23 protein-coding genes are annotated in these 23308 nt (G+C 34.2%); 11 read left to right on the top strand and 12 right to left on the bottom strand.

What is annotated here, in order from left to right:
- Positions 1 to 173 precede the first annotated feature (173 nt).
- Both CEY12_RS20695 and CEY12_RS20690 read left to right on the top strand, forming a co-directional pair.
- Positions 174 to 674: an NUMOD4 domain-containing protein gene (locus CEY12_RS20695; protein WP_089029460.1), complete on the top strand. Its 501-nt coding sequence runs from the start codon at positions 174 to 176 to the stop codon at positions 672 to 674.
- Positions 656 to 1360, top strand: a complete 705-nt coding sequence (locus CEY12_RS20690; RefSeq protein ID WP_089029459.1) for an NUMOD4 domain-containing protein — start codon at positions 656 to 658, stop codon at positions 1358 to 1360. Before CEY12_RS20695 ends, CEY12_RS20690 begins: the two co-directional genes overlap by 19 nt.
- 308 nt (positions 1361 to 1668) lie before the next feature.
- On the opposite strand, the gene CEY12_RS20685 is transcribed toward CEY12_RS20690, so the two are convergent.
- From CEY12_RS20685 to CEY12_RS20670, 4 genes are all read right to left on the bottom strand, one after another.
- The gene (locus CEY12_RS20685) at positions 1669 to 2190 is read right to left on the bottom strand and encodes a sigma-70 family RNA polymerase sigma factor (protein WP_089029458.1); all 522 of its coding nucleotides are present in this window, start codon (positions 2188 to 2190) and stop codon (positions 1669 to 1671) included.
- 257 nt (positions 2191 to 2447) lie between these two features.
- Positions 2448 to 4640 carry a TonB-dependent receptor domain-containing protein gene (locus CEY12_RS20680; RefSeq protein WP_089029457.1) on the bottom strand — a complete coding sequence of 731 codons (2193 nt, stop codon included), beginning with the start codon at positions 4638 to 4640 and terminating at the stop codon, positions 2448 to 2450.
- A gap of 457 nt (positions 4641 to 5097) precedes the next feature.
- The gene (locus CEY12_RS20675) at positions 5098 to 5370 is read right to left on the bottom strand and encodes a hypothetical protein (RefSeq protein ID WP_089029456.1); all 273 of its coding nucleotides are present in this window, start codon (positions 5368 to 5370) and stop codon (positions 5098 to 5100) included.
- 380 nt (positions 5371 to 5750) lie between these two features.
- The gene (locus CEY12_RS20670) at positions 5751 to 6023 is read right to left on the bottom strand and encodes a hypothetical protein (protein WP_172820997.1); all 273 of its coding nucleotides are present in this window, start codon (positions 6021 to 6023) and stop codon (positions 5751 to 5753) included.
- Here CEY12_RS20670 and CEY12_RS22905 point away from each other — a divergent pair.
- From CEY12_RS22905 to CEY12_RS20645, 5 genes are all read left to right on the top strand, one after another.
- On the top strand, positions 5977 to 6117 hold the full coding sequence (locus tag CEY12_RS22905; protein ID WP_089029454.1) for an NUMOD4 domain-containing protein: 141 nt from the start codon (positions 5977 to 5979) through the stop codon (positions 6115 to 6117). The genes CEY12_RS20670 and CEY12_RS22905 overlap by 47 nt on opposite strands.
- A gap of 711 nt (positions 6118 to 6828) precedes the next feature.
- Complete coding sequence (locus tag CEY12_RS22385; protein ID WP_157676865.1) at positions 6829 to 7242, top strand: LytTR family DNA-binding domain-containing protein; 414 nt, start codon at positions 6829 to 6831, stop codon at positions 7240 to 7242.
- A gap of 113 nt (positions 7243 to 7355) precedes the next feature.
- Positions 7356 to 8528, top strand: coding sequence for an acyltransferase family protein (locus tag CEY12_RS20655; protein ID WP_089029452.1), 1173 nt, complete (start codon positions 7356 to 7358; stop codon positions 8526 to 8528).
- 282 nt (positions 8529 to 8810) lie between these two features.
- The gene (locus CEY12_RS20650) at positions 8811 to 9200 is read left to right on the top strand and encodes a helix-turn-helix domain-containing protein (RefSeq protein ID WP_089029451.1); all 390 of its coding nucleotides are present in this window, start codon (positions 8811 to 8813) and stop codon (positions 9198 to 9200) included.
- An 81-nt stretch (positions 9201 to 9281) separates the two neighbouring features.
- Positions 9282 to 10046, top strand: coding sequence for an SDR family NAD(P)-dependent oxidoreductase (locus CEY12_RS20645; RefSeq protein WP_089029450.1), 765 nt, complete (start codon positions 9282 to 9284; stop codon positions 10044 to 10046).
- Positions 10047 to 10210: 164 nt separating this feature from the next.
- Here the strand turns inward: CEY12_RS20645 and CEY12_RS20640 are convergent, their stop codons facing one another.
- A complete protein-coding gene (locus CEY12_RS20640; RefSeq protein WP_089029449.1) occupies positions 10211 to 10546 on the bottom strand; it encodes a winged helix-turn-helix transcriptional regulator in 336 nt (111 codons plus the stop codon).
- Between the two features lie 85 nt (positions 10547 to 10631).
- On the opposite strand from CEY12_RS20640, the gene CEY12_RS20635 reads away from it, so the two are divergent.
- Together CEY12_RS20635 and CEY12_RS20630 are read left to right on the top strand one after the other, a co-directional pair.
- Positions 10632 to 11450: an SDR family oxidoreductase gene (locus CEY12_RS20635; RefSeq protein ID WP_089029448.1), complete on the top strand. Its 819-nt coding sequence runs from the start codon at positions 10632 to 10634 to the stop codon at positions 11448 to 11450.
- An 84-nt stretch (positions 11451 to 11534) separates the two neighbouring features.
- Positions 11535 to 12491 carry an alpha/beta hydrolase gene (locus CEY12_RS20630; protein ID WP_089029447.1) on the top strand — a complete coding sequence of 319 codons (957 nt, stop codon included), beginning with the start codon at positions 11535 to 11537 and terminating at the stop codon, positions 12489 to 12491.
- A gap of 187 nt (positions 12492 to 12678) precedes the next feature.
- Here CEY12_RS20630 and CEY12_RS20625 read toward each other — a convergent pair whose 3' ends face one another.
- Together CEY12_RS20625 and CEY12_RS20620 are read right to left on the bottom strand one after the other, a co-directional pair.
- Entirely contained in the window at positions 12679 to 12969 is a 291-nt protein-coding gene (locus CEY12_RS20625; protein ID WP_089029446.1) for a DUF1330 domain-containing protein, read from the bottom strand.
- A gap of 32 nt (positions 12970 to 13001) precedes the next feature.
- Complete coding sequence (locus tag CEY12_RS20620; RefSeq protein ID WP_089029445.1) at positions 13002 to 13796, bottom strand: SDR family oxidoreductase; 795 nt, start codon at positions 13794 to 13796, stop codon at positions 13002 to 13004.
- A gap of 129 nt (positions 13797 to 13925) precedes the next feature.
- Between CEY12_RS20620 and CEY12_RS20615 the strand changes: the two genes are divergently transcribed.
- The gene (locus CEY12_RS20615) at positions 13926 to 14318 is read left to right on the top strand and encodes a winged helix-turn-helix transcriptional regulator (RefSeq protein ID WP_089029444.1); all 393 of its coding nucleotides are present in this window, start codon (positions 13926 to 13928) and stop codon (positions 14316 to 14318) included.
- A 451-nt stretch (positions 14319 to 14769) separates the two neighbouring features.
- Here CEY12_RS20615 and CEY12_RS20610 read toward each other — a convergent pair whose 3' ends face one another.
- The 3 genes from CEY12_RS20610 to CEY12_RS20600 form a co-directional block, all read right to left on the bottom strand.
- Positions 14770 to 16875, bottom strand: coding sequence for a type IA DNA topoisomerase (locus CEY12_RS20610; protein ID WP_089029443.1), 2106 nt, complete (start codon positions 16873 to 16875; stop codon positions 14770 to 14772).
- Positions 16876 to 16895: 20 nt separating this feature from the next.
- Positions 16896 to 18320 (bottom strand): DUF3945 domain-containing protein, encoded by a 1425-nt coding sequence (locus tag CEY12_RS20605; protein ID WP_089029442.1) that lies wholly within the window; start codon positions 18318 to 18320, stop codon positions 16896 to 16898.
- Positions 18321 to 18420: 100 nt separating this feature from the next.
- Entirely contained in the window at positions 18421 to 18702 is a 282-nt protein-coding gene (locus tag CEY12_RS20600; RefSeq protein WP_089029441.1) for a helix-turn-helix domain-containing protein, read from the bottom strand.
- A gap of 332 nt (positions 18703 to 19034) precedes the next feature.
- Here CEY12_RS20600 and CEY12_RS20595 point away from each other — a divergent pair, with 332 nt between their 5' ends.
- Positions 19035 to 19928 (top strand): cation diffusion facilitator family transporter, encoded by an 894-nt coding sequence (locus CEY12_RS20595; protein WP_089029440.1) that lies wholly within the window; start codon positions 19035 to 19037, stop codon positions 19926 to 19928.
- 218 nt (positions 19929 to 20146) lie between these two features.
- Here CEY12_RS20595 and CEY12_RS20585 read toward each other — a convergent pair whose 3' ends face one another.
- On the bottom strand, positions 20147 to 20977 hold the full coding sequence (locus CEY12_RS20585; protein ID WP_089029438.1) for a helix-turn-helix domain-containing protein: 831 nt from the start codon (positions 20975 to 20977) through the stop codon (positions 20147 to 20149).
- A gap of 440 nt (positions 20978 to 21417) precedes the next feature.
- Positions 21418 to 23298, bottom strand: a complete 1881-nt coding sequence (locus tag CEY12_RS20580) for a hypothetical protein (protein ID WP_089029437.1) — start codon at positions 23296 to 23298, stop codon at positions 21418 to 21420.
- Between the last annotated feature and the right edge of the window lie 10 nt (positions 23299 to 23308).

The following is a 23308-nucleotide window of genomic DNA, read 5'->3' as shown; positions in this document are numbered from 1 at the left end:
ACCATAAGAATGCTGATCTTTTTGAAATAAAATTATATGTTCATTTCATGGGATCATAATAGTTTACTTAAAAGCTTGTATTTCTATCATACCACATTCCTTTTATTTATATTTTGAGTTTTATATTTTTGTTTTCATGATACCATACTATTCTTTCTTCTGACAAATTTTTAATGAACTTGACTAACTATATAAATGACCGTTACTTAAATGAAGTACTTTACAATACTTCACTCAGGAATCTGACAGGTGAAAAATGGAAACCTATTGAAAATTTTGAAAACTATGCTATTTCAAATTATGGCCGTGTGAAGAGTCTGGAGCGCCTGATTACATCTAAAGATAGAAAAAAACGTAAAGCGCCGGAGCTTATTATGAAGCTACAATTCATGAAATTTTTCAATAAATACCTGGAGAGAGATTTTTACAATATCACCTGCTTGTTATCATCAGAAGGAAAAAGATTCAGGAAGTCAGTACCCCGTTTGGTGTACCATCACTTTGTTGAAGATCTTAATACAAATACCAAATCTTTTCTGATTTCATTTAAAGATGGTAACAGATTCCACCTACACGCTGACAATCTGGAAAAGTTATCTGTGAGTGAAGACCATTTTAAAAGAGTTCAGGCAAACAGGGTTACTAATAGCAGGGAATGCATGAAAAAGCAGTGAACCAATATAGTGTTGAAGGTGAACTTATAGCCACATTTGATACTATTGATGTTGCCAGCAGAGCCCTGGGAGTTGTCAGTAGGAATATTCTTCATGCACTAGATAAGAAGCGCTTAACAGCAGAAGGATCCAGATGGTTCTTTAAAGATTACCATCCTAAAAAAGAAGATTTTACACCTATAAAAAGAAAGTCCGAAAGCAAGGATAAATTACTAAATGAATCCCTTTGGCAAAAACTAAGTAAACCATCCATTGATAAAAATAACCCTCCCCCATGCATAAATTTATCTCTTGAAGATCTTCCTGGGGAGAAATGGAAACCCGTGAAAAACTTTGAAAAGGGATACCTAATCTCTAATAAAGGAAGGATAAAACGACTCGGCAGCTGGACTAAAAGCAAGAATAAAAGCTTTTGGCAAGAAACGATTATGTCTATTAATCTAAACAATAAGGATGGCGGGCATAATCCATACTTTTATATTGTGATCAATCGTAATGGTCAAAAAAATATGTTATCAATTACCAGATTATTGTATTATTCCTGGGTAGAAGAATTTGACATGAATGACAAAACACCTATTGTGATTAATAACAATGAGCCATTATGGAACCTTGATATATCCAAGCTTAGATTACGCCCGAGAATTTCCTTACTTAAAGAAAAGATAAATAATGAAAAAGATTGATCAAAATATTTGATAAACAGCATAATGATTGCACAATATATTAGAACTTAGATATAATCTTGACATTGGATAATGCTGTTATGATATCTTCATAAGCTTATGGTATAAAGGGAGCCCTTTTATTCCAGAAGCAGATCAGTATGTTCCGAGAACTTTTGAAGATCCAAAAATTTATGATGATACTTCACAACAAACAAAAAGTCTACCTTGAAAGAAGTTATAGATTGGTTCTGAAATGTGTATATCTTTTCTCAAATCAAGAAGTAAAATGAAATAATCTTATTTTATTAAAATACTATGATAATGTATTAATTACATATTGTACACTTTGATTCTCCTTTAAGTTTACCACTCGCATTGATCTCGTACTTACAGCATTGCACAAAGTTATTTTTTAGCAGATCCTTCGCTCTTCGAAGCCTGGCCTTAACATTGGCAAGCGATAATTCTGTTTCTTTAGCAACTTCATTTTGGCTCTTTCCTTCAACATAAATTTTAACTAGTACCATTTTATAAATTTCAGGAAGAGCTTTGATAAAATGATCCAAACAACATGCTTGAACATTATCAAAAGTATCACTTATGTTTTCATCGATAAGATATCGGGAAATATTCTTGTTTTGTTGTAAAAAATTAATAATTTCATTTCTAACAATTCGATAAGCCCAAGCTCTCGCTTTTGATTCATCCTTAAGCACACTGATTCCCTGATGGATTTTCAGGCAACTGTTTTGAAGAACTTCCTCAGCAACAAAGCGATCCTTCACTTTTTTTAAAATAAAGTGATACAGTTCGTTTTGATATTGGGATAACAATTGTTCAGTTGTCATAATATGTAAATATAATAAAAGGCTGATTTAAAATCAACCTTTTACATTTTACTCTTTGCAGCAACTGCATTTTGTGCATTCACATTTTGAACATTGGCAGTTATTTTCTGCGCAATTTGTACAGTTGCATTTTTTGCAGTCGCAATTGGTGCATTTACATTTTGACATAATTAATTTATTTTAGTTCTTACTATGTAGACCGAAAAGTGTTTAAAAAGATACATTTTTAGACAACTTTTTTACATCTAAAAAGTAGATTACTCTAAACTCAATTTAATTCCTCCATTGATAAGGAATCCATCAAGCGGTGCATAAATATCTCTGAAGGTAGGGTTGGTAACAGTTCCTGTATAAATAGTGTCAAATCTAGTCTGCCTGGAATCTAAGAAGTTTTCAAAATTAATATAGATTGAAAAATTTCCAAAAATTCTTTCAGCCATAAAACCGTACAACCAATATTGCTTCCCGATTGCATTATCATTCAATTTTTGTTTGCTAAAGTAATAAGCTTCCAAACCTATTTTCCATTTATCTTCTACTTCATACATTAAAACTGAATTGATACGATGTTTCGGTGTTAATGGATTTGCTGACGTAATACCATTCTTATTCAACTGCGTATCTGTGTAGGTATAACCCAATAAAAGTTTAAAATCATCGTACCCCAATTTAATATTGGTTTCCGTTCCTTTGGTATCAATATGTCCTGAAGAATTAACAAACTGAAATGCATTATTTGATTGCGTTTCCAGCATCAAAGGATTATTCAAATAGGTATAAAAGAAAAGTTGATTGATACTGAAGCTAAATTTATCCCATAGTTTTGTGCGGTAATTGAAGTCAATATTTCCCCCATAACTTCTTTCAAGTTTATTTACATCCCTATCAACAGGCAATACATTCCTATATTGGATACGCTCACTTTCTTCTGTAAAAATAGTTGGAGATTTATATCCGAATCCACCCCCGATTCTTGAAGAGAATTTGTCTGTAATTTTAAATAATGCAGAAATTCTTGGCAGAAAAACAGCTCCGTAGTCAATCACATAATCTGCTCTTAATCCTGTTTCAAGATTCAGCCAATCTGTTACTTTCCAAAGGTTTTGAGCAAAAGCTCCAAAAGTTGTCTGATTATAGTTTCTTAACGGGAATGTTGAAAATTGTTTTTCCTTAAAATTATCCGTCCACAAGTTTATACCCGTTACCCATTCTGTATTTTCCTGCCTATGGGTGTAACTCGCTTCACTGAATGTTGCCGTTTGTGTTCCATCAAAAGTGTAATTGGGAACATTGATAATTCTATTAAAGTAGCTTATGCTATTTTTTACGTTGATAAAGTTTTTATCATCAATTTTATGATCAAACGATAGTTGTGTAGAATAACGCTGCGTCTTGTTTTCTTCAAAATAACTGTGAACAGCATCTCCATTTCCTCGAATGTACTGAATATCTCCTCCGATACGGTTTTCAACGGTTGTATTGATCCCAAAATTTAATTTTGTATTGTCATTAAAATAAACAAACAATTTCGGGTTTAAAACATATCGTTCAAATTTTGGGATGGCTGTAAATCCTGTATTTGAAGGATCATAAGCCCAATTTCTGTTGTGCGATGCAAAAACCGTTGTCCCAATTTTTCCAAATTTCTGACCGTAGAAACCGTTAATATCAAAAGCACCGTTTGAAACTCCATTCAAGTGAAAACGTAGCTCACGTTCTTCGGTTGGAGTTTTAGAAATTAAATTGACCAAACCGGCTATGGCTCCGCCACCGTAAAGAGTTGAAGCAGACCCTTTAATTACTTCTACCTGTTTTAAATCTAGTGGTGGAGTTTGTAGTAAACCCAATCCACTAGCAGCTCCTGAAAATAAGGGAAATCCATCCTTTAAAATTTGGGTATATCTACCATCAAGTCCTTGAATACGAATCGAAGCATTGGCAGAAGTTGCAGAGGTTTGCTGGGTCTGAATACCTGTACTTTCAGCCAAAAGCATTCTTATATCTCCCGCTTTCATATTCCCTTTTTCTTCAAGCTCCTCTCCTGCAATAAATTCAATTCTTGTTGGAATATCTTTAATACTTCTGTTACTTCGTGTTGAAGAAATCTGAACTTCTTCTATTTCGTCCTCATGATCGTGTTCATGTTCACTGGACTTCAAATAGATAATAAGGGGATCCGATGATGTTAAAGGAAATTGATAAGTTTCCGTTTTCTTTTCATATTCCAAAAAACTAAACTCTATGTTTTGTTGTCCGTTAGGAATATTAGTCAGTATAATTTGTCCGTTTATATCAGAAGTAGCAGAAATTGTAGTATTAATTAACTGAACCGTAACACCGCTTAAGGGTTGTTTAGTCTCTTCATTCTGGATAATTGCTTTAAATGTATTTTGTCCGAATACAACGGTATTTATTGCTACCAAAAGCAGCAAAATAAATTTTGACTTCATTTTTTATTGATTCTTAATGTTATAAAGTTGAAAAAAAATGACGTTTTACGTCACGAAAAAACATTAAGCTATTTTGGGAGGCTCCCAAATTGAAGAAGAAAATTCTGAAGTTTTGAAAGATTTGTAATTGCTAAATATCTTAGCAAAAATATGTTTAACCTCATCATCATCGACTCTGAAGTCAATTTTCATTGAAATAGTAAAGCTACAACAAGTGTGACAGCACATAAAAGGACAACAACTATTACATTTATCATGCTCCTTACTGTCTTGCTGATTTCTTGTATAAGATATATCATCATTGCATTCATCTTCGACAACTCCCGAAGATATTGACAGGAGCATAATAAAAACAGCGAATATAAAAGCAAAAAATTTCACCGCGCAAATTTAAGATAAAGAAATGAGACCTCCTTTATTATCGGAATAATATGATAACCTAATTTATATTTTCAGATTAAATTTTCTTTCTTATCAAAAGTACAAACAAAAGTACTATGCCTAATAGCGGAATTGCGGCAATATTGACACCTTCCCAACCCCAGTATTTCAATAGTGCACCAGCTGCAAAACTTGAAGTACTCATCACTGCAAAAACAAAAAAGTCGTGAAATGCCTGAGTTTTTTCTTTCTCTTCAACCCGATATACACTAGTCAATAATGTGGAGCCTCCCATAAATATAAAATTCCACCCAATTCCTAATAGAATCAAACCTGAAATGAAATGCATAAAATCACTTCGGGTTAATGCAATTGTAATGTGAATAAATAAATGATAATTCCAGTGATGATAATCTTATGAACTCCAAATCTTTTTATAAGGTTACCTGTTTATTATCATCAGAAGGAAAGAGATCCAGGAAGCCAGTATCTCGTTTAGTATATCATCATTTTGTCGAAGATCTTAATACAAATACCAAATCTTTCTAATTTAATTTAAAAACGGCAACAGATTTCACCTGCATCTGATAATTTAGAAAAGCTATCTGTGAGCGAAAATCATTTTAAAAGAGTTGAGGCAAATAGGGTTTCAAATAGCAGAAATATTTATGAAAAAGCAGTAAACCAATATAGTGTTGAAGGTGAGCTTATAGCCACATTTGAAACTATTTATGCTGCCAGCAGAACCCTGTGTTGCCAGTAGAAATATTCTTCATGCATTAGAAAGAAAGCGCCTACAGCAAGAGGATTCAGGTGATTCTTAAGGATTACCTTCCTAAAAAAGAAGATCTTTTCATAAAAGAATAATTCCGAAAACAAGGGTAAATCATTAAACCAATCCCTTTGGCAAAAGCCAGGTAAAACATCAATTGATAAAAATACTCCTCCTCCATTCATGAATTTATCTCTTGAAGATCTTCCTGGGGAGAAATGGAAACCCATAAAAAAAGTTGAAAAGGGATACCTAATCTCTAATAAAGGAAGGATAAAACTACTCGGCAGCTGGACTTTGAAACAAAAAAAACTGTCTTTTTAGACAACCTTTTTCTTTATTTAGATTTTTGCCAGTTAAGATTTAACACTTTATTTGATAATTATATATAGTTTCACTATCTGATTGAAGCTTACATTTTATAAGGACATTTCCATCTTCGGTAGTTTTAAAATCTTCACCATAGTAAGTAAACCTAAAGAAGGAGTGAAAAATTTATTTAAGTATATTTGTAGACATTCTATATGGATATAGATAATGGAAAACACAAAATTAAGCACAATTTTAAGCCAGCTTTTCAATATTAGAGATCTTAATACAGAGGTACAGCAAAAGATAAAGTTTAAAAGGCATTCTCTTATATTGTTCATTATTGTATTTCTATTTCTGTTTTTGTTCAAGCCGTTTACTGTAAATGAAGCAGAGCTCAAATATCCTTTTTTATTTATATGCTTTTTTCATTCGTTATCTCCTGCTTTAATTACCTTTGCCTATTTCAATACCAACATAAGTTTTTACAAAACAAAAACTGATACAAACACGTTTTTTAAGTTTCAGTGGGGACTGTCGGTCTTGTTATTACTTTTTCTTTATGGGACAGCCAGTTTTTTGATGCGTGATCTATTATATAAGAATGAAAGCAATTGGTCTGTGCATTATTATATTGAAGAACTACGAAATACTTATCTGGCAGGGGGTTTAATTTTTTCATATTTCATTTTTGCAGATTTCTATTTCAGGAATAAGAAAAAAAGAATGCACGATGTGAATCAATATCCTCTCATTCAGTCGCAAATTCCTTGCGAGAAACAACTGATTTTTATTAGAACTGAAGTAAAGGCAGATAATTTTAATTTCGAGCCGATGCAATTAATCTTTGCAAAAGCTGATGGTAATTATACAGAAATTACCTTCAAGACATCAGACGGAATAAAAAAAGAAGTCAAAAGAATTACATTAAGACAGTTCGAACTCCAAATTATGGAGTATAAATCCCTATTTAGGTGTCATCGCACCTATTTATTAAATGTCAGTTATATAAATAGTATTTCCGGCAACTCCCAAAATTGCTTTGTTACGCTTATAGGAACAACAGAAAAAGTGCCTGTTTCGAGAGCAAAAATAAAAATGTTCCATGAACTTTATCCGCAAAATAAAAACATCAATTGAATATATTCTGGACAGCCTTAACCCTCATCACAAAAATTAACCATTCGTCACAAATACTGTGTTAGATACTTATTCCTAATGTATGTTTGCATCATTAATAAATATTACATAGTATGAAAAATAACAACCGTGCTGTCTGGATAGATTACCTCCGCGGATTTATTACCTTACTGGTGGTAGCCCATCACTCCTCGTTAGCATATACAACATTTGCCTCCTTTGATAAAGCAGCCTACAGTAATTCTACTCATCCAATTGTAGATCGTTACCGATGGGTCGGTCTTGACATATTTGAAGATTTTAATGATATCTTTTTTATGTCATTAATGTTTTTAATAAGTGGAATTTTTGTAATAAAAGGTCTTAACAAAGGAACTCAACTCTATCTCAAAGAACGTTTTTACAGATTGTTCATTCCTTTTTTAATAGGTGTTTGCATCTTAATGGTTATAGCACATTATCCGGCATTTCTATTGGCCTATGGGAAGGGTGATTTAAAAGATTATTTAGTCGATTTTTTTACAGTTGAGTCCTGGCCTGTTGGACCACCTTGGTTCATTTGGGTTTTGTTTGCTTTCAATATTATCATAACCTTATTATATCCATATCTAAAAGACAGAATAACATCTTTATCATTAAAGTTTAACAAACTTAAAAACAGTCCATTAAACGTATTACTTATATTTTACTCTTTAACGTGGATACTATATCTACCAATGATCCTCAGTTTCGGATCAGGAACCTGGAAAGGAATAGGACCTTTTGATTTTCAGGTAAGTCGTATATTACTGTACTTTGGCTATTTTTCCTTAGGTGTTATAATAGGTGGCATTAAGATAGAACAAGGTTTGTTTGGGGATACTTCAGAATTATTTCGTAATCCAATTCTTTGGATATTAAGTTGCATTTCAGTCTACGCCATAGTAAAAGTTATAGAACAACCACTTGAAAGTATGATTTCGAGAAATATACTTACAAACTTTCAGGCGACTCTGCTATATCGTTCCGTCTGGACCTTTTCTTGCAGTTTAAGTTGTTTAACATTTTTAATTTTTTTTAAAAGATTTTTTAATTATCCTACAAAGTGGTGGCAATCGCTTTCCTTAAATGCCTACGGCATCTACCTAATTCACTATATTTTTGTACTATGGTGTCAATATGAATTATTGGATGCAAATATCCCTGCATTTGGCAAATTTATGATTACATTCTGTATTTCATTCTCTGTAAGCTGGTACCTCACTTTCTTATTAAGGAAATCAAAATTTGTTCAGCGATATCTTTAGAAAATTCTGAATTACTGTAATGATTTAAATTCACTAATTTTCTGTCGTACCACATATGGTTAATAATAAAGATAGTGTAAAGAACTTTTGGCAAAAAGATGTATATCGGGACTACGTTCAAATATAATAAAGGTAATAAGGTAACATGGTACCTTATTACCTTTATTATTTATGAACAACGTAATTACTTATATTTCACATGGAAGTCTTCATACTTTAAATCACAAACCAGCCCGATAATTGTAGCAAATTTTCATTACTTTATTTTTTATAGCTTTACATATGAAAAATAAAGAACAATTATCAAGAAATGAGGAAATAACTCAAAAATTCTTATTATTGGTCGATCGATATATTGCTGATCTTCTTGAGAAAAAAATAGAAAAACAACTTTCTACTTCTGATTTTGCAAATTCATTACATCTTGCTCCAAGGCATCTAAGCAATACTCTTAAATTGACTCTTAATATTTCCCCATGTGAAGTTATTGAAAAACGCATTATCGATGAAGTGAAAACTTTATTGATACAAACGGATTCTTCAATTGCTGATATCAGCCATCAATTTGCTTATAGAGATACAACCAACTTTATTAAATTTTTTAAAGGTATTGTTGGAGTTACACCTCTTCAGTTTCGCAAGAGGGAAATGAATGTTGGAAATCAAGATTAGCATGTACATTTTCTGAAGTTTACATTATTTTAAAGGATTGGGCAGGCGTAAATTTGCTGAATAAATTAAAAAACTTTAGATATGAACAAGCTGAATAAAATCGCACTTGTCACAGGTGCAAGCAGAGGATTAGGTAAAAATATGGCTATAAATTTAGCAAAGAAGGGAATCGATGTTCTCTTTACTTATCAATCAAAAGAAGAAGATGCCATTGAAACAGCAAAGGAAATCGAAAAATATGGGACACGTACTGCTTTTTTACAGTTGGACATCCAGAATACCAGTAGTTTCAAACAATTTTTTGAAAGACTAGAAACCTGCCTTAGAGATAAATTCCAAACCAATCATATTGATTTTTTAATAAATAATGCCGGAACTGGTACTTATGCTACTTTCCAAGGAACTACAGAAGATCAATTTGATTCCATGTTTAATATTCACATTAAAGGAGTATACTTTTTATCGCAATCCGCCATTGAAATAATGAATAACGAGGGTGCTATTATCAATATTTCTAGTGGCCTGACCCGTTTCTGCACAGAAGGTTATGCAGCTTATGCAGCTGCTAAAGGAGCGGTTGAGATACTTACAAAATATCAAGCCGCTGAACTTGGATTCAGAGGTATCCGTTCAAATGTAGTTGCTCCCGGTCCTATTGAAACGGATTTTGGTGGTGGTATCGTTAGAGATAATAAAGATCTGAATCAAATTATTGCATCACAAACAGCATTAGGTCGCGTTGGCCTGCCTAGTGATATAGGTAGTGTTGTTACCTTTCTATGTACTGATGAAGCAAAATGGATTAATGCGCAGCGTATTGAAGTTTCAGGTGGCTATTACTTGTAGTATTTAATAATTAAATCCATTCTCTTTTATACTATTTAAAAGAGAGTGGTAATACAAATTACATTTATCCAGAAACATATGGAATTCATTTATAGTATTTAATATGAGTTCCATATACTTTAAAAATACATTTTTAAATTTTAAACAATTCGTTCAACAACCTATCATTTCTTTTTAATTTGCTCCCTGTGCTGTTTTCCCCATTTTTCCATTGCCTGTAATACTTCGGTAATGCTGTGACAATAATCCGTAAGCAAATACTCTATTTTTATAGGGTAATCATTATACACTTTTCTTGCAATAAGTTCATTTTCTTCCAGATGTCTTAGTTCTTTTGATAGTACACGATTCGTTATCGGTGGAATCGATGACAGGATCTCATTAAACCGCTTATTTCCATGATATATGGAAATAATGATCGGCAATTTCCATTTACCCCCGAGTACATATTGTGTATCCTGTACAAATCTGATTTTATCTTCAAAATTAAACTCTTCCATTTTTATTTAAGTATCCTTTTGTATACAGGTATCAAATGTATATCTTTTTTAGCATAATTTTGATATCATAATTAAATATTCAAACATGAAAAAGACTTGGTTTATTACAGGTGCGTCAAATGGCTTCGGATTAAGTCTGGTCAGACAATTGCTGGAACAGGGACATCAGGTTGCGGCAACTTCAAGAAACAAAATCAGCATTGAAGAAAAAACAGGAAGACATCCAAATCTATTGGCCCTTACCGTTGACATTACCAGCAATAGCGATGTAAAATCAGCAATTGAGAAAACAGTAAAAAAATTCGGAAAAATCGATATTGCAGTGAACAATGCCGGCTATATGCTCCTTGGTGCTTTAGAAGAGGTTTCTTCCAAAGAATTTCAGGAATCAGTTGCCGTAAACTTATTTGCTTTTCAAAATGTAATCCATAGCGTGATGCCTTATTTCCGTAAACAGGAAAGCGGACATATTTTTAATTTCGCTTCATCAGCCGGCTATTCAGCAGATGCTGGTGCCGGAAGTTACAATGCCGTAAAATCGGCTATTATTGGTCTTTCAGAAGCATTATCGAAGGAAGTAGCACAATTTAATGTAAAAGTAACCATCGTTTCTCCGGGACTTTTCAGAACAAATTTCTTGGGCGCATTTCCAATAGCCCAAAATAAAATTGAAGCTTACGGGACGAAACACCTAATTGATACAATGAACCAATATAATGGGCAGCAACCTGGTGATCCTGATAAACTAGTAAAGGTTTTAATTGATACTGCAGGAAAAGAAGATGCACCTTTACATTTGTTGATGGGTGGTGACGCCTATGAAAGAGCTATTACCTATTACAAATCCCAAATTGAAAATCTAGAGCAGCTGAAAGCATTAAGCTTTTCAACAAATTTTGAATAAGATCCTGAATGTAATTTTAAGAGATTTGGATATGAACAGATTTTTGAGATTGTTCAATTTTATATCATATTTAAAAAAAATATAATGAGAAATCATCAAAATGTTCTGCCTGTTGATTACGGGCAGCTAAAAACAGGAAAAAATAGGCTCTACTTTATGAGCCAAGGCTACAAACTGGCTGGAGATTTATATCTTCCAAAAGGATTTGATGCTGAAAAAAAATATCCAACCATTATCTATACCCGGGTGGGTACGCAGGTAAAGGAGCAAACAGGTGCTACTTATGGAAAGAAGCTTTCGGCTAAAGGTTACGCCTTCTTTGTTTTTGATCCCAAAAATTTTGGAGACAGTGAAGGAGAAGTGAGAAATTATGAAAGCATTCATAATATGGTCCCCAATACCACAGATGCCATTAGCTTTTTAAGGACTTTAAAATTTGTCAATAGAGATGAGTTTTATGGTTTGGGAGCTTGTGCAGGCGCGCCTTACATCTGTAATGTTGCTATGAGTGACGCACGTATTAAAGCTGTAGCAACATTAGTAGGTAATTTTGATGCGGCTGCAAGCCTTTTTGGCGCTTATCCGAAAGAAATGCTGGATAAAATGCTACAAACAACTGCAGAAGCTAAACAGAAATATTATGAAACCGGAAATTATGAAATGGCACCCATGTTTGGAGGAATACCACTACCTCCACCAGACACTGCTTCAAAAGCGATGAAAGATGCATACGGATATTATTTTCTTAGAGCCGGACAGGACAAATGTCCTAACTATACCCCTAATTACCCTACAATAGGCCTCCCCGTTGATCCATCAAGGGTTTTTATGACGCAAGCAAAATATTTTACCACACCTTTTTTGGTCATTGCAGGAAGTGAAGCATTTACCCATGACATGGACAAAGAGGTTTACGACATGGCAGCCGGGGAAAAAGAATGGTTTGTTGTAGACGGAGCTTCACATATGGACCTATACGATATTGACAAATACCTCGACCCAGCTCTGGATAAAGTTAATGACTTCTTCAAAAAGTACTAATCGACTATACAAAAGGATTGTTTTTAGTAAATAATCCTTTTGTTTTAATAATCATTCTGTTATTTTTTTTTGAAAGATTATAGGTAAAGGCTAACACAATGCCAGCCCTTCCCTTTAATCAATATTGTTTTCGATTGTTACGTAATACTTTTTGTTTAAGATACATATCTTCTAATTTTTATACTTATTAAAAAATTCCTTCTACAAGGACTCCGTTATAAATTGCCCCTTTTATCCTGTGTGCTGCTGCTGCTTTATACGAATCACTGTAATACCAGTTTTTCGCAGATGCCATATCGGGAAATTTTGCGACAACGATTCCTTCGATATCCTCACCTTCCAAAACATCAAAATTACCATAAGACACAAGTACTTCGATAGCGTGACCATTCATTGTTTTCTTGATCATTGACCAGTATTTCTCTAATTCTCCCCTGTCAATAGTTTTTGTTCGTGTAAAAATTATATATGCCGGCATAATACAAATATTTAAAATTATGATTTTTTTGGTTAGGTGGTTGGAATAGTCCCACCGTCTATAACATATTCAGTCCCTGTTAAATAATTAGCTCTAGGACTTACCAAAAATCCGACCAGTTCAGCAACTTCCTCTGGCTGAGCAGGTCTCCCGTATGGAATTCCACCCAGCGCTGACATAACACTTTCTGTAGCTTCTTCAATTGTTGAACCCGAACTTGAAGCAATCCTTTCCATCATCCTTTTAGCAGATTCCGTCATGATCCAGCCTGGCGAAACGGTAAGTACTCGTACACCTTTTGGGGAAACTTCTTTCGATAAACCTTTACTATAGTTGATTAGAGCCGCCTTTGCAGCAGCGTAAGGAAGGGTTGAATCATATAACGGCAAACTACCCTGAATAGAGGCAATATGAATAATGACTCCGCTTTTATTAGCAATCATTTGCGGTAAAAATGCCCTATCCAATCTAACAGGTGCCAGAAGGTTTGTTTGGATTGATTCTTCCCAATGGTTGTCATTTAAAATCGCAAATCCACCGCCTGGTGTTTCCGAACCTCCCATATTGTTGATCAGAATGTCAAGTCTACCAAATTTATCCAGAATCTCCTCAGAAACTTTCTGGCTACTTTGTGGTTTGCTTAAATCTGACGGTATAAATATAAATCCATGCTCATTATTGTCGGGTGCATTTCTTGCCGTTACGATCACTTGGGCACCAGCATTTTTTAAGCGCTCTGCAATTGCCTTACCTGCCCCCTTTGTTCCTCCGGTGATCAAGGCAACCTTGCCAGATAATTCGTTTTGATAATCAAATTTTGCTTCCATAATGTTTTGTTTAATCTGTCTACAAAATTGCAGCGTATAACCGGGGCACACAAGTAGGGAATTACGAATCACATAGTGATAAATTTATCACCTATTGTACAGCTATCTAAGGTATTTTATATTTGCAGTATGTATGAGAGAAAAACAATACCTAATTTAAATTGCGGTCTTGATCTTATTGGAGAAGTGCTCTATGGTAAATGGAAAATTCGTTTGTTATATTTTATTGACCAAGGCTACAAACGTCCCAGTGAATTACAAAGAAAAATTCCTGATGCATCAAAAAGGGTTTTAAATTTTCAATTAAAAGAATTGGAAGAACATGAACTGATTGACAGGATGGTATATGCGGTAGTACCTCCAAAAGTTGAATATAATTTAACTGTTTTTGGAAAATCGCTGATTCCAGTTATTGAAGCACTAGGACAATGGGGTGATGCAAATGAAGAAATATTGCGACGCGTAATCATCAAAAAATTAGAAACTAAAGACCTTGAATTTGGAATTAGAACAGATTCTTGAGATATAATTCAATATATATATTGAATTTTATCTTTTTTTAAAAGCTCTATATAAAGCTGCATTTTAACAAAAAGATTAATCACTTGAACTACCAGCTTTTCGCAAAATGATCTATATTGCCATTGCTCAGTAATAATTTTATTTGCGTATTAAAGAAAAGGTTTTAATGAATTTTTTGGTTTCTATTCTTTTTATAATTTTTTCAAATTTTTAGCCAGACTGGTCAGTTTATAAGATAAAAATGAAAAGCCTAAGGTTAACTTGAGGTATAGTCGATAGAAATAAACACATTTCAAATATCTGATCATATAGCCGAGATCAGTGTCAATTTCTTATTTGATGAGATTGTTAATTTACCTTAATGATCCTATTTTCAGGTCTACCTAAAATAGCGAGTCCCAACGGTTGCAACAAAATTGCCGTAATATTTCCCAATGGTCCTATTTGTGTATTAATTGTTATACTGGTATTTATTATTATTCGGAAATTCAAATGTTGTGCTATAGTCATCCTGTAGACATATGTATGCATCAAATTTTTTCCCGTTTTTGCTTTTCATATTTCTTATTAATGGCGTTTTTTGCTTCGTGAGTAAGGAAGTAATATGATTAGCACTCAGCTGTACATCACATACCATTCGGAATAAAATCCAATTGCACTTTTTATCACGACATTTTACGGTCTTACCTTTGATAATCAATTTTCGTTGCTTACATTTTGGGCAATGTAGTTCAGATATATCTCCTTCTACAATGCTAACTGATAAAAGTTCACTTGTTATTTCTGCCGTATAGTTTTGGATGCCTTCTATAAATTGATTTTGGTTGAGCTCACCTTTTTCAATTTTATCCAATGCCATTTCCCATTCTGCGGTTATCTGAGCATTAGCTATTTTTTTATCCTTGACAAGTTCATAAACTTGTAAGCCTTTATTTGTTGGACAGAGTATTTTACTTGTTCTGGTAATATAGTTACTGCTAAGTAAGGTTTCTATAATAGACGCTCTTGTCTCTGGTGTTCCAATACCAATATTGGAAATAACCTGCTTTTCATCTTCATTTTCAATAGATCTGTCTGCATTTTCCATAACTGATAAGAGATCAGCTTCTGTATATAGTTTCGGAGGTTGTGTTGCTTTTTCCAATAATTCTCCTTTTGATATTTTCAGCTCATCTCCGATTTTGAATTCCGGAAGTTCAGTAAGGGCTTCATTTTTATTATTGGAATTTTCATTGTCTGATAGAATTCCTTTGATGACTCGCCAACCTTTGTTGAGTATTTTTAATCCCTTGATCTGGAATTCATAATGATGTACTTTGATGGTGATGTGACTGACTTGTTTGGTACAGGCATGGGATAAGGATTCCAATAAACGGTAAGCAATCGTATCATAAATGGCTTTTTCCGTAGCGCTAAGTGCGGATGGAACTTTCGTAGTGATGAGTAAACCATGATGGTCTGTCACTTTTAGATCATTCACAATCCGCTTGTTGAAATTTCCGAACTTTAAATTAGATATGGGTGACTTGAAATAATCGGTTGCATTGAGAATTCTGACCAGTTCAGGAATTTCAGGCCATAAGTCTTCACTAATATACTTGCTGCCGGTTCTGGGATAGGTAATGAATTTCTTTTCATATAAACTTTGGGCTATCTGTAAAACCTCATCGGCAGAAAGACCAAGCTTTCTGTTGGCTTCTTTCTGTAATTCCGTGAGGTCGAAAAGTAACGGAGACTGTTCCTGCACTGTTATAATGGATACATCTTCTACAACAGCTCTACCCTCCCGTTCTATGGATTTTTGGATTTGTTCTGCCTGCTTTTTCTCTTCCCATTGTAATAGTGAGAGGCTGGTAAAGTCTTTATATTCTTTTCTGTGACTCAGCTGAATCTGAAAGTACTTTTGCTTAGTGAAGTTTTGATGCTGAAGAAACCGATAACAGATCAAGGCAAGAGTTGGGGTTTGCACTCTGCCTAATGAATAAACATCTTGGTTTCCTACAATGGTTAATGCCTGGGTGGCATTGATTCCTACCAGCCAGTCCGCTTCGCTTCTGGCTGTAGCAGCTTCATACAAACTGTCAAAGGTATCGCCTGACTGAAGATTCTTAAAACCTTCCTGTATTGCCTTTTCGGTAAGGGAACTGATCCAGAGTCTTTCAAAAGGTTTATTGCAATGTATGAAGTGATAGATATAGCGGAAGATCAACTCTCCTTCTCTTCCTGCATCTGTTGCTACAATGATGCTATCGCATTGATTGATGACTTGTTTTATAACATTGAGCTGTTTTAAAGCCGAAGGGTCAGGTTCATAGCCGTTAGATTTCTTTAGTTTTTTGGGAGTTAGAATAAAATGTTTTGGAAAGATAGGCAAAGAGGCTTTGTTAAAGCCTCTTATACCATAATCTTCTGGTATTCCTAATCCTATCAGATGTCCTAATGCCCAGGTGACACAATATCCATTACCGGATAAATAACCATCTTTCTTTTCATGGGCTCCTAACAATTGTGCGATTTCTCTTGCGACACTCGGTTTTTCTGCGATGATTGCTTTCATATGATGGATATAGATGATTATTATAGTTTTTGTCCTCTGGGTTTTCTAACCTTTTTTTGCTGATCCTCCTGCTGTTTATTGGCCGGCTGCTGCTGTTTTGATTCTAAAGGCTCATTCACATTTTTAGTAGCTTCATTGGTTTTACCCTGGGTATTAACCGCAGTTTGAGTTTTATGTTCTTCCGAAGGTGTAGCTTGTTGTTTAAATTTATCGGGATGGTTGAAGGAGAAGTCTGTTTTGGAGGTTTCTTTATTGAAGGTAATATAGCCCTGATAAGCTTTACCTTTACCGTCGGTAAGACCGTCAACGTATACGGTTTGTCCGGCTTTGAACTTTTCATACTGTGAATCGTCCAGCTCCTTTCCTCTGAATACTTTGGGTGCTTCTTGATCCGTAGATTGAGTTTGTTGTTGATTCTGGTTATTGCCAAACAGAAATTCTACATACCGCTTATCTGCATTGAACTGTACGGTGGCATTAAAAAATTCTCCTTTTTTAGACATCATTCCTTCAAGATACAACGGTTCCCCCTCTAATAATGTTTGTTTCTGGTGTTCGTCTAGTTTCACTCCTTTGATTTCATCAGGAACTTTTATGTACTCTGCTCTATAGGCAACTAGCTCATTGGTTAGACGGTCCTTGCTAATGACTGATGGAATAATTTCATCTGTCTTAGGATTAACAAGGTTTACTATTCTACCCATATTTCCTGTTTCTTTAAGATTTTTTTTATCCTCATCGGTAAATTCATGTCCGAGGAATTTCATATTCAGATTCGGTTCTTTACGGATACCATGCAAATAAACAGCTACCTGTCCTGTATCTCCTGTTTGAAGGGATAGTCGAACATCCATTTTACTGACTGCAGTGCCAAGATTAATGGTTATCGGAATTAATGTATTAGTTTTAAAACCTCTGAGTAATGAATCCATGGCATTCATCTTTTCAAGCTTTTCCTGGTTAAGTCCGAATTTTCCCATTGTCTTCCAGTCTATTTGTTCAGGCTGAAAACGGTATTCCTGATTTTCTGTGTTGTTTTCCATTGTATTTAGATTTTTTAGATTATTGTCATTTTTAGGTAAAACTTCGTAGTCTTTCAGCTTTTCTTTTTCTTCGGGTGAGGCCTGATCGACATATTTTTGAAGATCGTTAGCGGTAGTAACAACATCGTATTCCGAAACTTTGAAAAAGTTGAAATGCGTGGGATTTTTAAACTGCCGGTAAAAATTGGAAAAGAAGTTGGAGAAGACATCTCCGTGTTTATCCACCGTGATGAGCTGATCATTATCATTTTTATCCTGCGGTGAAACCTTTTGAAGATTTCCTTCCCGATCAATTCCTTTAACCATCTCAACCTGGTTGGTATGAATGTTCAGGACAAGGAGTGTGTCTGTTGCCGGTTTGAGTTCATTGGGTTCCTGAGAGTTTATCAATTCATCTTCCATTGTATTTCATTTTAATGGAATAAAGGTAAACGCTCAGTCAGAGACTTTTAGAAATTGGAATGATGATGAATGGTTTTGCTGTTGATGTCTTTTATTACTGTCAAGAGTTTAAGCATTCCCTAATCAATTGATGGACATCAGAAAGCTTATAGTATAATTTACCACTGATGGTATAGTAAGGCAGTTTTTTATCAGTCCGGTACCTTTGTAATGATCTGGAACTTATTTTCAAAAGCTGTAAAACATCCTGGTTATCCAGAAGTTGCTCTCCATCTATTTCTATAAATCTGGATTGGTTTTTAATCATTTGCTCTTTCAGTAGGTCAAATCTTTCCATGACTCTCTCCATCCAGGCTATAAATTCTGTTCTTTCGATATTCATAATAGTAATTTTTATGATTGCTGGTGATGTAAAGTTGGAAAAGAGAAATCATATACAATCACTACTTTTTCGTAGTTACGAAAAGATTTTTACTGATTATTTTTTAAATAGCTTTTAATGACGATCCATAAGTTGACTAATAAAATAATAATGGAAAAGATAAAATTGTTTTTATTCGAAATTTCAATTCTAAGTATCTATCCAGATATTTTTTATTTTGAAACTAATACCATATTTTAGTAATGATTTAAATACACCACCTCACATAGGGAGTATATATGTTTAGATGTATTGAGGTAATTTTATTGTTCTCTTATTAATATCAATCATTAATGGCCAATAATCGCAAATCAATTTACAGTGCGCTTGCCGCTAACCTACTAATCGCTCTAACAAAGTTTATTGCAGGAGCATTTACAAACAGTTCTTCGATGATATCTGAAGGAATCCATTCAACAGTAGATACCGCGAATCAACTGCTGCTTTTGTATGGAATCAAAAGGAGCAGAAAGCCTGCAGATGAGTATCATCCATTTGGATATGGCAAGGAACTGTATTTCTGGTCATTTGTGGTTTCAATTCTTATATTTGGTTTAGGGGGAGCTTTATCCATCTATCAGGGAATTTTACACATTATGGAACCTGAGGTAATGAAAGATCCATTCTGGAATTATATTGTACTAATACTTTCACTTATTTTCGAGGGTACTTCTTTGTTTATCGCTGTAAAAGAATTTAACAAAACCCGTAATGGGTTGAGATGGTGGGATGCGATCATCAAAAGCAAAGATCCGGGAAGCTTTCTTGTGGTTTTTGAAGATGGTGCCGCAGTAGCCGGTCTGCTTGTTGTCATGATATTAATGGGGGTCAGCCACTCTTTCCAAATTCCGGAATTGGACGGGCTGGCATCTGTAATCGTAGGATTAATATTGGTTTTTGTCTCGCTTATCCTGGCAAGGGAAAGCAGGAGCCTTCTGATGGGCGAAGGAATAGCACCTGAAACAAGAGAAAAGATTGCTAAACTGGCTGAAAAAGATACTGCTGTAGTTAGAACAAAAACTATACTCTCTACCTACCAGTCACCTGAAGAAGTGGTATTGATGCTGATCATTGATTTCGAAGATCATCTTGATACAGAAGAAATCACTGAGGCCATACACCTTATTCGTGACCATATTAAAAATGAATTTCCATTCGTAAGGTTCGTTATTATTCAACCCGAATAATTCAAAATCTTTATTGATCCTGGGAATTTTCCATTTTTGAGCAAATCCGTAAAAATATGAATGCTGGCATCTTTACTTTTATAGGTAATGTATGTGCAGGATTCATTATTAAACATTTCTGGTTTGGAAAACAAAAAAAGAATGGATTGGTACGACCACTATTTGGAAAATTACCGTGTTACAATGGTGAAGATAATAGTAATTTTCCAATTTACTATTTAGTATTTACCTTGTAAAAATGACATTACTTTAATATTGTAAGATTCAATCTTATTTATCATACTAGGACTATAACCGGAAAACATTTTAAAATCATGTATAAGATGCATCTGGTCGTAGTATCCGGAATCATAAGCTATGTACGTCCAATTTAAATTTGGATTAAGTTCTTTGAGTCTGTAGGCATTTCCAAAACGTGTTAGCCTGGAAAAAAGTTTTGGGGATAATCCCAATCTTTCTTTACACTTTCTTTCAAATTGTCTTATACTAAGCCCAGCAACAGAAGCAAGTTTACTAATTTGTGTATTTCCGTTAGCTTCAACACACTGTTCAATTGATAAATCAAATAAAGAAAATTTCCCCATAAGATATAATCTTTTTAAAAGAAAACTTTCTATAATAATCAGTATTTCAATATTGCTATCAGCCTCTTTAAGCCTTTCCTCAACTTCTTGAGTTTCTCTTCCAAAAATTTGGTGCAGATCTACGTTTTCTTTTGTTAATAAATTAACAGGTACTCCCATTAAACGCTGAAAACCTCCCGCTTTAAAAGTTATGCCAAGTGTACGTCTTTTGTTTCCAAAATTGATAACATCATTCACTAATCTTGGCCCCACTACATAACATAACGGAAGGGAATAATATTGATTATTTTGTTTCAAATAAAGAGGATCATTACTTAAGGTGAAAAAAATACTTGTAGTAGCAGTCCAGGGATAACAATATTCAGTATCTAGATTGTAAGCCAATAAATCTATGTCAACAATAACGATTGATTGTATAACTTGTTTTAAAGCTTGATGAATTGGTAGATAAGTAAACGGATTCATATATTAATTATGGTTGTATGATTAATAAAAATAGAAAATGCATAAATTATAAAATTGTAAAAATGCAATTTATAACTTAATTTTTATTGTCCTCAGTTTGGAGAATTTTAATAACAAAACTCTCATAAAGAATGTACTTATATGAGAGTTCAATAATTCAATTTTCTTTTCAAAACAAAATTTCGATTAGGGATGAATTACAATTGAAGGATTGCTTTCTAATTTCTGTCTTTGTTCAATAGAAACAAATTTCCCATTTTTAAAAGTTAAAATATTGGTTATCGATCTATTTCCTAAGGTAAAGCTTTCTTTATAGTATAGAAAAATGAATACGAAACCTATGAAGCAAGTAATTTAAATTTTAATATGCTTATATTAAATTATTGAGGTCATACTATCAAAAATTCCCTTTACGAAATAAAGGGAATCTCAAAATGTTATTACTGCAAAAAGGTTACATCTCCTTGAAAAGTTTTCTCCCCACTGCAGTTAGTCAGTTTTAAATACCAGGAATAAACTCCGGGAATATTGACATATGGGCCCGGATTACCATTTGCATCAGGTGTATATCTGCCATTCCAAAAAATCTGCCCATTATAAAGTCCCAAGCAATTAGCTTCATACTTATAATATACACGAGTTCCCCATCGATCATAAACACTCAATTCATAAGAAAAGGCGTTATAAGCTGGTCTAACAAGTTGATTCATCATGGTATTGTAGATTACAAATGGATTAGTCATAGACATTGCGTTTGGAATAAACAAGTTTGGAAAGGCCCCAGTCAAAATAGGTGGATTTACTGTTGAGGTACTGCTTCCACAAACACTTGTTATTGTAACAGTGCTAGGAACGTTTCCTGTAACATATGAGGTGTCAGAAGTACTTCCTGTACTCCATGAATACTTCACGGAATTAATTGCTTGTTGCATATGAAAATTATAATCTGCTCCAAGCTCACTTTCAGTGCCACATATAATTACGAGCGGAGTATATTTAACCGTACCAGATCCTGTGCAATTATTGTAACTTACACAGCTAAATGCTCCTCTAGTGGTAGTCTGAACTAATGTAACATAGATCCATTCTTCATTTTTACAACCGTTATATTCAAATACGACTCTATATTTAGTGCTTTTTGTGGGAGTTACGGGAATTTGATTATTCGAGACAAATGGTCCTCCAATATTACCTGAAAACGATACCATTCCATTGCCTATGAAATTACCATTTTCATCATACCACTTATAATTTGCCTCACTTGAATTGCCTGGGCTAGTTGTTGAAGCCTTTAGCCTGACTGTAGAACCACAACATATAACTTTGTTCCCAACTGCAAGTACAGGATAATCTATTTTAATTATTTTATAGGTTTCTATCCAGGCACTACCACAGTTACGAACCCTGAGCCTAACCTTATAATAGTGTCCACTTTTCAAGCCAGTGTAATTTCCCCTAAGACTGAAGTTTCGCACTGGTCCATTAGTAAGAATTCCTAAAGTTTCACTACCGATTGGATTGCCTACAATATCACACTCTTGGGCTGTCCAATAATATTGAGATTCATTTGTGGTAGTACTGCCATCAAATAGAAGAGAATCATCAATGTTACATGTTGAAGTAGGTCCCGTAATCACAGGAGTTGGAGGAATCGATTTGCACAATCCATCAATATACGCATATCCAAAATGACCCCCATCTCTACAGTCTGCTGTGGCAAAATAAATAGTGAGCTGCTGCCCAGCATACTGAGGAGGTATAGAAATACATGCCGTCTGCCACTCCTTCCAAGCAAGAGGTTCTCCGGCATATGTCATTGTTCGAAAATATGAATCGAAAATATTTGCATTTATCTTGGTAGGTGCATATATGAGATTTCCTGGGTCTGCACTGTTAGCAAGGGTATTAGATGTACTAATCCAAAAACCAAAGAACCCATTTATTTCGGGATCAGAATGTGCACCTTGCAATACCACTGCATACATAAATGATAATGAATTGCCAGCCGTAAAGGTGTAAGATAAGACTTCTGCCCCCCTACCTGCTGCTGTGTTTCCCAAACGAATAGCATGGCTGCCCTCTGCTACAGTTGGTAGTGATGGGCCAACAATAGGATCACTACCAACACCTGTAATCATATGCTGTGTAGGTGTAATACCAGAGGTAAAAGTAGGCAAATTTAGATTTCCCCCTATATTACTTCCAGTATATCCTTGCCAATTAGTAAAATCATTCATTTCAACATCTCCATTAGGACATTGCGCATAACTGTATGTTATTGAACATACAACAAAAAATAATATATTAATTAATTTATTCATGATTAGTTGT

Source organism: Chryseobacterium sp. T16E-39 (genome assembly GCF_002216065.1).
GTDB lineage: Bacteria > Bacteroidota > Bacteroidia > Flavobacteriales > Weeksellaceae > Chryseobacterium.
This window is presented reverse-complemented; position numbering and strand designations above follow the sequence as displayed.

What these genes read in the sequence shown, in the direction of transcription:
- CEY12_RS20695 (WP_089029460.1), top strand. Translation starts at nt 174, where the DNA reads ATGAACTTGACTAACTATATAAATGACCGTTACTTAAATGAAGTACTT.
- CEY12_RS20690 (WP_089029459.1), top strand. Translation starts at nt 656, where the DNA reads ATGCATGAAAAAGCAGTGAACCAATATAGTGTTGAAGGTGAACTTATA.
- CEY12_RS20685 (WP_089029458.1), bottom strand. Translation starts at nt 2,190, where the DNA reads ATGACAACTGAACAATTGTTATCCCAATATCAAAACGAACTGTATCAC.
- CEY12_RS20680 (WP_089029457.1), bottom strand. Translation starts at nt 4,640, where the DNA reads ATGAAGTCAAAATTTATTTTGCTGCTTTTGGTAGCAATAAATACCGTT.
- CEY12_RS20675 (WP_089029456.1), bottom strand. Translation starts at nt 5,370, where the DNA reads ATGCATTTCATTTCAGGTTTGATTCTATTAGGAATTGGGTGGAATTTT.
- CEY12_RS22905 (WP_089029454.1), top strand. Translation starts at nt 5,977, where the DNA reads ATGAATTTATCTCTTGAAGATCTTCCTGGGGAGAAATGGAAACCCATA.
- CEY12_RS20670 (WP_172820997.1), bottom strand. Translation starts at nt 6,023, where the DNA reads ATGGGTTTCCATTTCTCCCCAGGAAGATCTTCAAGAGATAAATTCATG.
- CEY12_RS22385 (WP_157676865.1), top strand. Translation starts at nt 6,829, where the DNA reads ATGCACGATGTGAATCAATATCCTCTCATTCAGTCGCAAATTCCTTGC.
- CEY12_RS20655 (WP_089029452.1), top strand. Translation starts at nt 7,356, where the DNA reads ATGAAAAATAACAACCGTGCTGTCTGGATAGATTACCTCCGCGGATTT.
- CEY12_RS20650 (WP_089029451.1), top strand. Translation starts at nt 8,811, where the DNA reads ATGAAAAATAAAGAACAATTATCAAGAAATGAGGAAATAACTCAAAAA.
- CEY12_RS20645 (WP_089029450.1), top strand. Translation starts at nt 9,282, where the DNA reads ATGAACAAGCTGAATAAAATCGCACTTGTCACAGGTGCAAGCAGAGGA.
- CEY12_RS20640 (WP_089029449.1), bottom strand. Translation starts at nt 10,546, where the DNA reads ATGGAAGAGTTTAATTTTGAAGATAAAATCAGATTTGTACAGGATACA.
- CEY12_RS20635 (WP_089029448.1), top strand. Translation starts at nt 10,632, where the DNA reads ATGAAAAAGACTTGGTTTATTACAGGTGCGTCAAATGGCTTCGGATTA.
- CEY12_RS20630 (WP_089029447.1), top strand. Translation starts at nt 11,535, where the DNA reads ATGAGAAATCATCAAAATGTTCTGCCTGTTGATTACGGGCAGCTAAAA.
- CEY12_RS20625 (WP_089029446.1), bottom strand. Translation starts at nt 12,969, where the DNA reads ATGCCGGCATATATAATTTTTACACGAACAAAAACTATTGACAGGGGA.
- CEY12_RS20620 (WP_089029445.1), bottom strand. Translation starts at nt 13,796, where the DNA reads ATGGAAGCAAAATTTGATTATCAAAACGAATTATCTGGCAAGGTTGCC.
- CEY12_RS20615 (WP_089029444.1), top strand. Translation starts at nt 13,926, where the DNA reads ATGTATGAGAGAAAAACAATACCTAATTTAAATTGCGGTCTTGATCTT.
- CEY12_RS20610 (WP_089029443.1), bottom strand. Translation starts at nt 16,875, where the DNA reads ATGAAAGCAATCATCGCAGAAAAACCGAGTGTCGCAAGAGAAATCGCA.
- CEY12_RS20605 (WP_089029442.1), bottom strand. Translation starts at nt 18,320, where the DNA reads ATGGAAGATGAATTGATAAACTCTCAGGAACCCAATGAACTCAAACCG.
- CEY12_RS20600 (WP_089029441.1), bottom strand. Translation starts at nt 18,702, where the DNA reads ATGAATATCGAAAGAACAGAATTTATAGCCTGGATGGAGAGAGTCATG.
- CEY12_RS20595 (WP_089029440.1), top strand. Translation starts at nt 19,035, where the DNA reads ATGGCCAATAATCGCAAATCAATTTACAGTGCGCTTGCCGCTAACCTA.
- CEY12_RS20585 (WP_089029438.1), bottom strand. Translation starts at nt 20,977, where the DNA reads ATGAATCCGTTTACTTATCTACCAATTCATCAAGCTTTAAAACAAGTT.
- CEY12_RS20580 (WP_089029437.1), bottom strand. Translation starts at nt 23,298, where the DNA reads ATGAATAAATTAATTAATATATTATTTTTTGTTGTATGTTCAATAACA.